Source organism: Streptococcus sp. HMSC077D04 (genome assembly GCF_001808785.1).
Classification (GTDB): Bacteria; Bacillota; Bacilli; order Lactobacillales; family Streptococcaceae; genus Streptococcus; species Streptococcus mitis_BX.
Genome location: NZ_KV794522.1, coordinates 54,560 through 68,252 on the forward strand (window position 1 = coordinate 54,560; position 13,693 = coordinate 68,252).

Consider the following 13,693-nt stretch of genomic DNA (forward strand, 5'->3'; position numbering starts at 1 on the left):
AGATGGCTGAAGCTAAAAAGAAGCAGATCCCCCTTCGACTCTCAACAAAGTTATACGCTGCACTCGCATCATGGGCAGAAGATGACTTTCGTTCAGTCAATGGGCAAATCGAATATCTCCTCACAGAATGTGTCAAACAACGGAAGAAAGACGGAAAATACGTATCAGAAACCATTGACGAACCATTTGAGATTGATATTTAACACCTTCTCCTGTCTGCTAGGACTGACAGGAGAATTTTTTCATCTTTTTTTGTCAAGTAACTTTACTTTACAAAAAAAATGTGTTATTCTAATATGGTTGATGAAAATCAGTAGATTGAATCGAATATAAATACCTAAAGGAGAAATCAAAATGGCAGTACCTGCACGTCGCACTTCAAAAGCGAAGAAAAACAAACGTCGTACACACTACAAAGTAACAGCTCCATCTGTAAACTTTGACGAAACTACTGGAGATTACTCACGTTCTCACCGTGTATCACTTAAAGGATACTACAAAGGACGTAAAATCGCTAAAGCTGCATCAGCTGAATAATAGAAGGGAGATACCATGCGCGTAAATATTACACTTGAACACAAAGAATCTGGTGAACGCTTGTACCTTACTTCTAAAAACAAACGTAACACTCCAGACCGTCTTCAATTGAAGAAATACTCACCAAAACTTCGCAAACACGTTGTGTTTACAGAAGTGAAATAATAGGTCATTACGTTTCAGTAGAAACGAAAAAACCTTGATTTAATGCGATTCTTGATTTTTCAAATTTCAATGTATTGCAATAAAAATCAACCGAATGACTACATTTTTGACTACATTTTTTGTGAAATAAATTAGATGTTCGGATATATAGAAAACGCTCTAGTCATATTGTCTAGAGCGTTTTTGTGTTGTTTAAGAAAATTAGATGTTGGTTTAGATAACTACACATTTCAGATTTTTAAAACAAGATTTAATTGTTGGTAACTAGAAAGGATTATTATGTTTACAAAAAATAAATTTCAATACTGTATTTACAATCATGAGAGACTAGAACTTCATGAGCTACAAAAGGAATATCAAAAGGATAAAACTGGGACAAAACTTAAGTATGAAAAACAATTATTTTGTCCTGGTTGTTACGAAGTGGATTTAGTGATAAACGAGAAAAAAGGGAAAATCTATTTATCGAGCCATCCTAAATTACCTCATGGTGACGGATGTGAATATACTCTGGAATCTGCTTCGAAAATGGAACTGAAAGAATATTATGAGAAAATTGATGCAGACTTAGCTGAACAACTCTTAAACCGTATTCTGGAAGAAAAGGCCAGTAGAGTAATTCAACCAAGGAGCGTCAATTCTCTGCAAAATAATAGCGAGGTGTCTGATGTAAAATTTGTTTTAGAAAATAAAGTTGGTACCAGAAAATATTTACCTCGTAGATCCCTCCTCCTAAATGAATTAGAAGTATCTGACCATCTGACTATTTATTATGGAGAATGCAAGGTGTTTATAGGAAAGACTGATAAAAAGTACTATCTACGAATGTTTCGAAACAATGATCATGCAAAGTACATCTGCAATTTAGTCATTCCTGAAAGAGTGTATAGATATTTGGAAGATGAATTAAGATTTATCCCACAATCAGAAGATTTAAGTTTTAAACATTCAAGAGCCAATGCAGTTCCTGTAAAGTTAGCCTTTGTTTCTACCATGAAGAAAAAACAAGAATATTATAATGGATACTTAGGCTTTTCAAAATTACTTAAGGTGAAGCGTATTTAAATTATTTGTCGTATAAAGATTTAAAGTTTAAGAAATCCCAAAATTCTATCGTAGTACCAAGTTTGTTGCGAGAAAAAGAAAAATTATGTAAAATTAAAATATAATAATAACAAGGAGAAGAAATTATGGTATATCTTCACAGATTTTTAGGAGAATGGTTAGACAAAAACCACTCTTCAGATAAAGCCTCGATTATCCGAAAAGCATTAACTATTGGTAGCGGAATTGACGAATACTTAAAACAATTAGAAGCGCGCAGACGATTCACGCTAGCAGTAGAAAAGGGAAGATATTTTTATATGATTCCCAAAGAAGTATCTATTGGAGAGACCAGAGCGGATAGGTATTATCGTCTAGAAATGAAAGACTACGAGTGTGTGGCCTATAATACTGTCTTTTATGGTAATGGTACTTCTATTGTTGTTAAGGCACTATTTGAAAGTAGAGGAGAGATAGTACGTATCTACGAGTATGAAACATTAGAAATGCTTATAGAGGATTTAAGAGAGGAAGTATCTATCACATTCAGTTGTATCTATAAGCCTTGCTACGTTCTTGCAAGTGATTTTGAGGTATTTCAACCAAGACTCGAGCTAGGTAAGATTTATTGCCACAATCCTAACGCGCCTCGATATCGCAAACCAATTGCTGAAGTAGAAATTTAAAACTCTCATATTCAATTAGAATAGTATTTTTCGAAAGTTTTAAAGAGGAGTATTGCCATGGGACTTTCATATGCACCAGACTATGTATGGACAGATCATTTTATGAAAAGAGCTAATGAGAGATTTGGAGTTAAAGAAGAGCAACTTCCTAAATGGATCTCTAAGCAGATAAACAGTTTGACACTATATGACTCAAGCGAGGGACAAAATCCAGATAAGCGAAAATATATATCTGATAGCGGGATTATTTTTGTTTGCGATACGATTGAACATAAATTCATCACTTGTTATGAAGCGAATGATTTGGTAGCTGAAGGGAAAAAGATCACCATACACGATAATAACGTAGACTTGTTTAATCAAGAAGTTGAGAAATTATCAAGAAAATATTATTTAAAAGATACAAAAGAAATGTTACTGAGTGTTAAAGAACATTTGACTGAATTTAATCAAGCTGCTGAAAAATTAATGAAAGTAAGAGTAAGCCAACAAAACTATGAATTAATTAGTAAATTGATTGATGAATTTCATGTAGTAAAAGCTGCCGTGAGAGTGATTGAAACAAAAAGGAATGATTTTAAACAATAGTTTTAGTGATTTTAAGTTTGAATAGCAACAAAAAAGCACTGTCGGAGGAAGTTGACAGTGCTTTTTCTATTTTATTACTAGAAAGATAGTAGAGGAAGTTATTAAAAACTATCTAATAGCTTAAATTAAAGGAAGGAAAAATGAAATACTAACAGAAAGGAGGTAAAGTTTTTAAATGAAATTTTAAAAACTAACCCAAACTGAAAAGGTATTTATTTTGTACTGATATCTCATCGGTACATTTATAGTATATCAGATAATCTATAAAAAATGCAAGGAGTTGGTCAGTAAGCAGGATTATTTTTAAACATTATTAGTGGTGTTCTTATTAAGTCGCTATTCTGATAGTCTATTTTTTGATTTTTGAGCTGGTGATAAAAAGTTAAACTTTATTTCAGAAAAATTTGCTAGAAAACCAGAAATTATGTAAAATAGAAATATAGGAATAACAAGGAGCCAAACCAAAATGGTAGAAAACATCTATTTATTTTTAATTGACTATGCGAAATCACTATTGTTGCACCCAATCACAAATGGATTGGGGTTGCTATTCTATATTTTCTTGTGGCAGTTGATCGGTATCCCAATTATTTCTGTTGTTAGAGATTTAACAGAACCATTAAAGGTTAAATTAAACATGAAGGTCAACTATTTTGTTTTGGTTTTCGGTTGCTTTACAGGTCTATTCTCTTCAATTTATTTCCTATCTGGCTTAGAGGGAGAGAATAATGTATATGACCGTGCCTTTAGATTGATTGGTATTTTTGGAACTGTCTTCGTATACTTTATCCCCGTAACTATTATCTTGGGTGCAGGTGTCATCATTCCTATATATTCTATTATAATGTGGATTGTTAATGGTATTATTAGTGTCTTACCTATTCTGGCTGGACTTGCAGTGATCATGCCTATCTTATTCTTTGGAGGGATATTCTCAATCGTAGGTGCCATAGTGGGGCGATTGTAAGAAGGCACGGATTATAAGAGAAAAGAAAGGAAAGCTATGGACGACTATAACATTTTTGATCATTGGGACGGTAACGAGAAAATACCTAAAAGTAAATTCGAAGGACTTTCAAATGATGAGGTTATTGAAATTCTAAAGCAAGAACTCTTAGAAAAAGAGGAAGAGGAGAAGAGAGAGGAAGAAAGAAAAAAACAAGCGTTTATCAAAGCAAAGAAAGACAAGGAGTATAAAGAGTATAGCGCTAAAGTAGAACGATTGTTTAAGTGGATGATTGGATTTGCTTTATTTGCTGTTATATCAGCTGGATATTGGTACTATAAGGACTATTTCTTTTTAACAGTACAAGGGGGTCTTCTGTTTACAGGTCCGACTAAGGTGCTTGGTAAGGCGATTATTGAGTTTATTCTTTCTATTATGTTATGTTTCCTTGCTCCAGCTCTATTAGTTTATTTTATTGTTGATTTGAAACAAGATGATGAGGAGAAGTAATTGATGTTTAAACAAAAAAGTATATTTTTAATTGCAGCTGTTCTGACTAGTTTAGTAGTTGTTGGAAGTGTTTCTGGAGTATTTTACCTTAAATATCTAAAAGAAACCAATGAAACTGCGCAACAAATAGCGGAGCAAACTACTCAACAAACAGAAACTACACAGGATATTGTGGAGCAAAAGCAACAAGAAAAAGGAAGATTAAGAGAAGAGATCACAGAAGACGATAAGAGTTATAATGAAGCTTTTAGAGCTCTTGAAATGGCAGGGCATAAGGTAGATCCTAATATTGAAAAAGAGGTAAAAGATGCTTTTAAAGTTGTTATCAAGGAATGTAAGACTGCAAATATCTTAGAAATCGACTACTCTATTGAAAAGCATCTTAAAATGGCCAAACAAGACATGATTATGGCTTTTGCAGTGTCATTCCAACAAAACGGATATGATGTGAATGTTGACGATATTGAGGTTTACGAATCAAGTGTATCTGACGTTGTTCAGTTTATCGTAAAATCAACTAAGAAAGGAGAAGATAGTATCTTCTGGGCTGGTAATTATAATACAATGGCTCACCAAGTTAGTATTGCTCGCTACTACGGAGGGCATGTCGGAAAGGCTTTTGGGTAAGGGATAACAAGCAGTCCATCGAGTTGATTCGGTTTGTATAGATTAGGAGAAATATATGTTATATGTTGTAGCAAGTGTCATTCTATTTTTTACTTTAATTGGTATTTATCAAAAAAAGTTTAAAGTCAATGCATTAATAGTGCCGGTAATGCTTTATGTCCTGGCGATTGCCTTTAATCTTATTTTAAAAGTGAAATAATTAGAAGTTAAAAACGAAAAAATAGATTAAGAAATAAATAGGAAAGAGCGCTTATATCAATTGATAGAAAGTATAGATATGTCCTCATGCGAACTTAGGATAAAACAAAACCAACAGTGGCATTCATTGGATTAAACCCTTCGACAGCCGATGAGGAGGCGAACGATGAGACGATTCGAAAATGTATAGGTTACGAAAAAAGATGGGGATATGGTAAATTAATCATGGCGAATCTCTTTGCATTTAGAAGTACTGATCCATCTTTGCTTAAAAGAGTGGAAGATCCAGTTGGACCAGACAATGACAGTTATATTCAAAAGTGTGTGTCTGAGTCAAATTTAGTTATCGCTTGTTGGGGAAACCATGATAAACTCTTAAATCTTGCTAAAGTTCTCATGGATTCACTTCCAAATCTAGTTTGCTTAAAACGGAATAAAAATGGGACTCCTCACCATCCACTTTATTTATCTAAGGATGTTACTCCTGTTACTTATAATTAAATGATATTGAAAAAGTCTGCTAAGGATTTATTCCAAATAGTCTTTTTTAGAATTTTTATTAACTAACAACCAACAATCTATGAAAGAATTAAGAAATGTACTCCATACTCCCCCAACAAATACTTAAAATTTTGGGAGCTATATACCAGTTTGTGCAAACAACAAGATGTGATACTGATAAAATTTTTTAAGCAAAAAAAGGAATTCTCTATCTAGATATTCCTTTTTAAAAATTTAAATCATATTTCCATAAGGGAGAGATTTTATATACTCCTCCATATAAATCCAATCAGGATTGTTATTGGCATCAATAGGCAATTTTATTTTAGTTTGCAATAATCTATCTCCAGTCCAACTTCGTCCAAAAGAATATCTAAATCTTTCTTTATCTAAAATTGTAACTAAGAATACACCAATATATTGATTAAGTTTGTTAAAAGTTCCAGTACTTATTTTTCCTTTCATACCTATAAAATCATACGGCTGATATGTTGCATAACCTGCACTACCTTGACCTAAATTTATAAAGACAATGGAGTTACCTTTTGATAAATATCTACTATCATATTCCACAGTTGCTTTTACACCATTGTTTTCTTTTTTAGCTGCAATATATACTAAATCTGAGCCTTCTTCTAACTGATCAGTAGTTTCCCCATTAGCTGGTTGAATATCATCAAAAATTTCTTCAATCGTAAATGATTTCCAATTTGATGAGTTTAATTCTAATGCTTTTTTGTTAGAGCTTTCAACACCAAGGTTTGGCAAACCATATTTCACCTCAAATGCAAACAATTCTTTTATATTTCGTTCAAAATCACTATGAGATAAATCTGAATAATCGGTTTCCATATAAGCTTCAGCTAACCATTCGTCCTCGAAAGTAACTTCTTTTAGCACAGAAAGCCCCGTTTTCTCCACTCTGTTCACATATAAGTATTTCCAGTCCTTATAAATGTCTTCCCATAAACTCTTTCCATCAACAAATCGTTCAACACGACCTAGGTTTTTTCGTTTTACAAAACCATCATCTTTGAAATATCCAAAAAAGGTTTTCTTGTTTAGCGCTTTAGAGTGTCTCACACCTAAATTAAATATCATACAACAAGCAGTCGCATTTGCGCCAGGGTGAAACATATCAACAGGTAAAGAAAAGACTGCATCTAATGTATGTTCCGACAACATTTTTTCTTTAAAATTGTTTATCTCCTTTTGTTTTTCCCCACCGATAGCGCACGATGTAGGTAATAACACAAGTAGTTTCCCTGTTCCAACTATTTTTGCCACCTCATATACAAAGTGAAAGCCTTTTGATGGGTCTGCATTTGTTTTAGAAAGCCAGGATTCTACATATTCCTTTTTACTTTGCTTCCTCTGAGCATTATAGGGAGGGTTCATTAAAACAACATCTATACTTGTATTTTCTTTAGATTGTGTTATATCGAATTGATTTAAGTAATCAAAACAGCTTCCTTGCAAAATATTAGAGTTCCCATCACTATGCAGTAACATATTAGTTGTTGCTAAACCAAAAGCTATATCATCAAATTCTAAGCCATAAATATTATTCTTTTTAACATGATCTCTTTCTTGTTCTGTATCACAATCATCCATTGCATCAGTCATTGCTCGCACTAAAAAAGCTCCACTTCCACAACAAGGGTCTAAGACTTTTGTATGTCGATTTATTCCTGCTATATCACACATAAATTTTACAATATGATCCGGGGTAAACGCTTGATTTTTGTCAGACTTTCCAACATATTTGTTGAATGTTGTGAAAAATAAATTCAAAATATCTTGTCCCATCGTAGTTTTGTCGTTAATGTAAGGCAAAATATCTTTTTGTATGCGATGTAACAACTTCTGAAAAGATTTACTTTCAAGAGTTCTAATATCTTGAGAAGATAAAACGTTAGTTTTTATGAGACCAATTTTCACTGCTTTATTGATATCTTTTTCAAGTAAATTTTCCAAAATCTCTTCAATACCTGCAATAATAGTTTTAGTAGATAAGTTTTCAAATTGTAGATCGTTTTTTAATGCCAAAAGGCAAGTTCCAACAAACTGACTTCTTAATTTCTCTTGAACTCCTAGATTATGCAAAATTTCATTAAGGTTATATGTACTTTTCATAACCTTTAACTTATCATTACTATGCCCTAAGAAAGTATCTTTATACTCTTCAAGAGACTTTAGCTTTCGCTCGTCAAAACATAGAGTTTCATCTGTAATTTCTAAAGACCTATCACCAAACCATACTTTAATTTCATCATTAGAAGTATTAGCTAAGATGGCGACTATGAAGTTATTGGTAAGTTGCTTTTCATAGTCAACATATGCCTGTAACTGCTCATAGTCCTTTTGGTTGAACTTTACTTTAGTCTCTATAAGGATAGAGAAATCTTTGTTTTCAAATCGGATATCTAAATCCTTGTATTTTCGCTTATAATTTTCTTTTTGATACTCAGCAATATCTTTTCCGATTTCCTTCAGTGCTTTTTGATAGCTAAATTCCTCATTTTCAATATTTGAAGTAAGGTAATCTTTTCCTATTTTTTCTATTATATCAATTCGTTTCATCTTGCCATCTCCCTTTCAGAAACAACAAAAAAGGCCTTCTCACAAAAATGCGAAAAAGCCTGTTTTAGTGCTTGACAAAAAAGACGCTTGATTACATAATTAGCGTGAGCTGTGAGCTGTGAGCTGTGAGCTGTGAGCTGTGATTGCTTCCATACCAATCATTCCTTTACTTTTTGATAGTTCTATTATATCAAAATTTCTAAATTTTGCATACTGCTTTTTCTAACAAAACACTCCGATGAATTGACATAAATCAAAAGATAATTTCCGTTTGAAAAGCGCCTTTAGAGTTGCAGTCCCGAGACAAATCTTAGATGACTTGAAAGCTTTTCATGCTGAGATGAGTGATTATTTTGTGAGTCATGATTTACCAACTGTGGATTTAATTTTCCCGACAATTTACGGGAACTATATGTGTGACAGAAATGAACGTGCAACGCTTAAAAAGCGTTTGACTGAGTTGGGACTACCAAACTACGGTTTCCACCTTTTCCGTCATACACATGCTTCTTTGATGCTGAATGCTGGTGCAAACTGGAAAGAACTTCAGATAAGAATGGGCTATAAGTCGATTAAAACGACGATGGATACCTATGCTGAATTGGCACCGAAAAAGAAGGCAGAAGCAGTTGAAATCTATCTCAAAGAAATTGCAAAATTGACGGCTTAGCAAAATGACTACATTTATGACTACATTTTCTATAGAACAATCTAGAAACGTTGATATAACGGCGTTTAAAAGGTGCTAAAATAACATTCACAACCTCTACAGAAGTGAAGTAAGCATTCAATACGAATCAATACAGAAGAAAAACGCTGCTCAAGCGTTTTTTTCTTTTGGTTAATTTCACTATATTGCAAGGAAAATCAACCGAATCACTACCTTTTTCACTACCTTTTTTGAAATAAAAATATTGATTCAGACAATTAAAAGCAAGAGGAACTTCATTATGAGGTTTCTCTTTTTATATTCTCGCTCCACCATCTATTTTTCTTATCGTTGTGTTATAATGGGATAGATTACAAATTCATGCATAGGGGGTTAAACATCTCATTAAAGAATTTTTTATTAAATCTATCTATTCTAAAATTCTTTAACTGAATTTTGATGAACAATATTCGCGTGATTTTCGCGTGATTTTCGCGTAACTGTTTAAGATAAAGTCCCAGAAATACGATGAAATCAAGGATTTTAATCTCCTGTAAAATTTGCTTTTTCGCGTGACAATCGTTTAAAAACAAATTTAAGTAACGTTATATTTTAGAAAGGAAAAATATGGACTTAAAATTTGAAGGGGTTGATTTAGAATATAAAAAAGCTAAAAACAATCTTCCAGAGTCCTTCTGGGAAACCTACTCAGCATTTGCAAATACAAATGGCGGAAAAATAATTCTCGGGATAGACGAAAAAAATATTGACCCCTACCAAGGAGTCAATAATCCTCAAAAAATACGAGACAATTTATTCGCTTTAGTCGCAAACAAACAAAAAGTTAGTTGTAACCTACTTACCGATAATGATATTGAATACATTGACATTCCAGGCAAAAATAAACAACTCATTGTAGTCACTGTAAGGGAAGCGAATCCTCACCAAAAACCCATCCATCTAAAAAATGATTATCGTGAGTCATATAAAAGATTAGGTGAAGGCGATGTTCGACTTGATAAAGAAGAACTTAAATATCTGATGACTAGTTCTCATGATGATATTGATAGTGAGTTACTTAATAATTTTGACGAAAATGATCTGAATTTAGATACAATAGAACATTACAAGAAATTACTAATTGAACTTACTGGTAAAACAAAATACAATAGCATTTCTTTGAGAGATTTTCTAATCGAAATTGGTGTATTTAAAAAAGATAGGACTGATAATACATATAAATTAACCGCAGGAGGACTAATATTTTTTGGAAAGTACAATTCTATCATTTCTCGTTATCCCAAATTTCAATTAGACTATTTTGAAAAAGATACCTCTCTTTCAACTAGGTGGAACGATAGAATTTCAACAGGTGATATGATGTACCCTGATTTAAACATGTTCGATTTTTTCAATTTAGCATATAATAAATTAACCACTACAACAAATGATAGATTTGAGCTCAGTAACGAATCTGCTCATCGTTTACCATTCAAGAAAGACCTATCTGAATCTATACGCGAGGCTTTAGTGAACTGCTTAATGCACGCTTACTATGATTTTGATTCACCTATAGCTATTACAGCATACCAAGACTTCTATGAATTTAAAAATCCAGGTAAGATGAAAATTTCTATTCCCGAATTTATACATGGCGGAACTTCCAAAACGCGAAACAGTACAATCTCTTCATTATTCCGTAGAATTGGGATGTCAGAAAAAGCTGGGTCAGGTGGACCGAAAATTTTTGATATTTCCGAAAAATATAAACTAAAAATTCCTGAAGTAAGTACAACTTTTGATAGTACTATCGTTACAATCTGGAAAGTAGATTTACTGTCTTCTTATGCAGATACATCAGATAGTGAAAAGATTATACTTGAATATATCATTAAAAATGGTAGCATTACTAAAAATGATATCCTTGAAAATTCTCTAATGACTGAGTATAAATTTAGAGAAAACTTGAAATCCCTACAAAATAAAAAGTATATTGAAATAGAAGGTAAGGGGCGGTCTACAAGATATGTTCTCCCTAAAAGTTCAACTGAACAATACCACATTATTAAACAACAAATCAAAAATCTTGGAGATTTCATGACCAAATATTAAATATTTAATTCTTATTCCTAAAAATTTTTGAAATAGCGTAGTCTTTTCTAAAATTTATGGAATCCAAAACGCAGTTCATAATGGGGTGTTTTATTATAAAACTAACTTTAGATAGTCTTTCTCTATATTCTTTCAATTGATACTATTTAAGGAGAAACATTAATGAAAATAAAATTTAAAGAAAGCAATACCATTACTTCCATAAAATACAAATCTTTTTTATTTGTAAAATTGCCACTACTAGCTATTTTGTACGCAGTTGTTATCAACTTCATACTTAGTTTTAAGTTGACAGCTATAAGTGACTTGCTAACGTCTAAAGGCATTGTCCCTTTAATTTTAATTATTCTACTAGCTTATCTTACCTTCAAGAACTATGCTTCTTTTAAAAACTTACGTGAAAATTATAAAGCTAAGAATATTGATGGTATTAATATACTAGTAAAACTTATTCGCATACATGATATGGTTAAGGTCAGAGAGCTTGGATTTAACAAGACAATCTATAACTACACATTTTCATGGGAAGATATCATTTTCCCTGCCATTAACAACAATATAAACGGCTCAAAACTTGAACCACTTGTTAAAAAATATTCTTTACAAGTACTGTCTATGAATATTCCTGCAAAAATGATTGGGAATGTGATCTATGTTGATCCCAAGGTGCTTGAAGAATGTATTAAAAATGATATTGAAGAAAGAAATAAACTTTTAAATTTTTAAAGATGACTTTTATTGAAGTTATCAATAACAAAAAATGACAATAGATTTTCTACTGTCATTTTTATTTTTCTAAATTTTTAGCAGAGTATTCTCATAAGTCTCTAAATCTCTTTCAACTTTTCGAGATAGGTGGTTAATTCTGCTTGTGCTTCTGGTGTTGTGCCTACTAGTTGGCTGCGCATGTGTGCGAGTCTGGCTTCTACTTGACCAATCTCTTTATCAATCTCTGCGAGCTGGTCGGCGAGGTCGGCGAGGGGAACTACGGGTTCTTCCTCAAAGGTATCGACATAGCGTGGAATGTTAAGGTTATAGTCATTTTCGACAATCTCTTCAAAGCTGGCTAGATGGGCAAACTTCTCGACATTCTCACGTTTTTGATAGGTTTCCAAAATCTTGGCAATATGGTCTTCGGTCATATTGTTTTGATTTTTCCCTTTTTCAAACTCTTTTGAAGCATCGATAAAGAAGACATTCTTGTAGCAAGAATTCCCTGACCTTCAAACTTCTCCTAAAACAAGCAAAGTCCCCTGCAAATCTATATTACAGGGGACTTGTGTATTATTCTTGTACTTCTTTCTGGGCGGCCTTGCCTTGGTCTAGAAGGGCTTGGACGATTTTCTCATCGCGTAGTTTAACAGAATCGTTGATCATTTCTGCGGACTTGACGATGGTTGTTTCTAGTTGGGCACGTTCCTGGCGTCCCAATTCAATAGCTGCGACGATACCCTGGTTTTGTGCAACCAGACTTTCAGCCAGTTTGGTAACAGATTCGACAGCGACTGTCGGGCTTTGTGCAATTCTTTCCATCTGCGGAATCACTTCCTTGCTGGTTTCAGCTAGCATCTGAAGAGCAGCATTATTAGCATTGACAATGGCATCTGCCACGACACCTGATTTCATGGATTGTTGCAAAATACCCAGTTGAGCAATAGAAAGCTTCATTGTTGGAATCGTATTGCGACGAAGCATGCCCAATTTTTGGCGCATATCAGATGACACCTTCACAAGATTACGCATCTGAGGTGTTGTTGCCCAGGCAACATAGAGACGGCTGACATACTCGGTGTGCTGTTGTTCAAGGGTATTGACCACTTCTGCCATGCGGGCCAATTCTTGAGACTTGGTCTGGTATTCTACCTTACTTGTATCGAGTTGGTCAGCTTGGGCTTTCAGTTCGGCAGCGCGATTACCAGCTTCTGTCTGGCTGGCTTCGATAAAGGAAATCACTCCCACTAGATTTTCAATGGATTTGGTATTGTCCTCAATCAACATCTCAGCTGAGACGATATTTCGAGCTAGCACATCTTCTTGCTTGACCACTGCGGCAGCCATGCCATCCAGCTTTTGCTCCACTGTTTTTGAGTCAAAGTAAAATTCTTGTAAGGTATTCTTACTCTTGTTAAACAATCGTTGCAAAAAGTTTGGCTTCTCTTCTAACTCAGCAATTTCAGCGTTCTTGTATTTGACTACAAAACCTTGCAACTCACGGTTGGTATTCTTGAGTAGATCATCCACTTGGGGAATCTGCAGTTTCTTTTGTTCTGACAAGATACGATTGACCGTATTGTTCACACCTTCTACAGCAGATTGTCCAAAATCCAAAAGAGCATTTTGATTTGTGACAAACTGGTCTACTAACTGGGGCACGTGCGCCTTGATTCCTTCTTGCTGCTCAGGGCTCAGCTTTTCTAAGAAGGTCAAGGTCTTGTCCGAGCTAGTATTTGTCTCGATGATTTGGGTTGTTTTATCCACCTTAGCTACCGTATTATTGGCAATCTGGTCAATATCAAAATTAAATTCTGTCATGGTTACTCCTTTGTT

Annotated in this window: 14 protein-coding genes and 3 pseudogenes; 14 read left to right on the top strand and 3 right to left on the bottom strand. The window is 33.6% G+C overall.

The features are described from left to right. Positions 1-2 precede the first annotated feature (2 nt). From HMPREF2701_RS03240 to HMPREF2701_RS03285, 11 genes and pseudogenes are all read left to right on the top strand, one after another. Positions 3-203, top strand: coding sequence for a type II toxin-antitoxin system antitoxin (locus tag HMPREF2701_RS03240; RefSeq protein WP_000796544.1), 201 nt, complete (start codon positions 3-5; stop codon positions 201-203). 151 nt (positions 204-354) lie between these two features. Further along, entirely contained in the window at positions 355-537 is a 183-nt protein-coding gene (gene rpmF / locus HMPREF2701_RS03245; RefSeq protein WP_000290417.1) for a 50S ribosomal protein L32, read from the top strand. Positions 538-552: 15 nt separating this feature from the next. After that, complete coding sequence (rpmG, locus tag HMPREF2701_RS03250; RefSeq protein WP_001265622.1) at positions 553-702, top strand: 50S ribosomal protein L33; 150 nt, start codon at positions 553-555, stop codon at positions 700-702. 279 nt (positions 703-981) lie between these two features. After that, positions 982-1,767 (top strand): hypothetical protein, encoded by a 786-nt coding sequence (locus tag HMPREF2701_RS03255; RefSeq protein WP_020902528.1) that lies wholly within the window; start codon positions 982-984, stop codon positions 1,765-1,767. Positions 1,768-1,892: 125 nt separating this feature from the next. After that, the gene (locus HMPREF2701_RS03260) at positions 1,893-2,432 is read left to right on the top strand and encodes a hypothetical protein (RefSeq protein WP_020902527.1); all 540 of its coding nucleotides are present in this window, start codon (positions 1,893-1,895) and stop codon (positions 2,430-2,432) included. Positions 2,433-2,489: 57 nt separating this feature from the next. After that, positions 2,490-3,020: a hypothetical protein gene (locus HMPREF2701_RS03265; protein WP_020902526.1), complete on the top strand. Its 531-nt coding sequence runs from the start codon at positions 2,490-2,492 to the stop codon at positions 3,018-3,020. A gap of 466 nt (positions 3,021-3,486) precedes the next feature. Beyond that, a complete protein-coding gene (locus HMPREF2701_RS03270; RefSeq protein WP_020902525.1) occupies positions 3,487-3,987 on the top strand; it encodes a hypothetical protein in 501 nt (166 codons plus the stop codon). A 36-nt stretch (positions 3,988-4,023) separates the two neighbouring features. Beyond that, entirely contained in the window at positions 4,024-4,476 is a 453-nt protein-coding gene (locus HMPREF2701_RS03275) for a hypothetical protein (protein WP_020902524.1), read from the top strand. 3 nt (positions 4,477-4,479) lie between these two features. Then, complete coding sequence (locus HMPREF2701_RS03280) at positions 4,480-5,103, top strand: hypothetical protein (protein WP_061590541.1); 624 nt, start codon at positions 4,480-4,482, stop codon at positions 5,101-5,103. 55 nt (positions 5,104-5,158) lie between these two features. Beyond that, positions 5,159-5,302, top strand: coding sequence for a hypothetical protein (locus HMPREF2701_RS11195; RefSeq protein ID WP_020902522.1), 144 nt, complete (start codon positions 5,159-5,161; stop codon positions 5,300-5,302). Between the two features lie 110 nt (positions 5,303-5,412). Continuing rightward, positions 5,413-5,802 (top strand): annotated as a pseudogene (locus tag HMPREF2701_RS03285) (DUF1643 domain-containing protein); the annotation flags it as partial. Positions 5,803-6,036: 234 nt separating this feature from the next. On the opposite strand, the gene HMPREF2701_RS03290 reads toward HMPREF2701_RS03285, so the two are convergent. Next, positions 6,037-8,385, bottom strand: coding sequence for an N-6 DNA methylase (locus HMPREF2701_RS03290; protein WP_020902520.1), 2,349 nt, complete (start codon positions 8,383-8,385; stop codon positions 6,037-6,039). A gap of 286 nt (positions 8,386-8,671) precedes the next feature. Here HMPREF2701_RS03290 and HMPREF2701_RS03295 point away from each other — a divergent pair. From HMPREF2701_RS03295 to HMPREF2701_RS03305, 3 genes and pseudogenes are all read left to right on the top strand, one after another. Further along, a pseudogene (locus HMPREF2701_RS03295) lies at positions 8,672-9,055 on the top strand (tyrosine-type recombinase/integrase); the annotation flags it as partial. A gap of 606 nt (positions 9,056-9,661) precedes the next feature. Then, complete coding sequence (locus HMPREF2701_RS03300; RefSeq protein WP_061590562.1) at positions 9,662-11,146, top strand: RNA-binding domain-containing protein; 1,485 nt, start codon at positions 9,662-9,664, stop codon at positions 11,144-11,146. 162 nt (positions 11,147-11,308) lie between these two features. Beyond that, on the top strand, positions 11,309-11,872 hold the full coding sequence (locus HMPREF2701_RS03305) for a hypothetical protein (RefSeq protein WP_020902473.1): 564 nt from the start codon (positions 11,309-11,311) through the stop codon (positions 11,870-11,872). Between the two features lie 101 nt (positions 11,873-11,973). Here HMPREF2701_RS03305 and HMPREF2701_RS03310 read toward each other — a convergent pair. Both HMPREF2701_RS03310 and HMPREF2701_RS03315 read right to left on the bottom strand, forming a co-directional pair. Further along, a pseudogene (locus HMPREF2701_RS03310) lies at positions 11,974-12,360 on the bottom strand (N-6 DNA methylase); the annotation flags it as partial. Positions 12,361-12,430: 70 nt separating this feature from the next. Next, the gene (locus HMPREF2701_RS03315) at positions 12,431-13,678 is read right to left on the bottom strand and encodes a toxic anion resistance protein (protein ID WP_070482077.1); all 1,248 of its coding nucleotides are present in this window, start codon (positions 13,676-13,678) and stop codon (positions 12,431-12,433) included. Between the last annotated feature and the right edge of the window lie 15 nt (positions 13,679-13,693).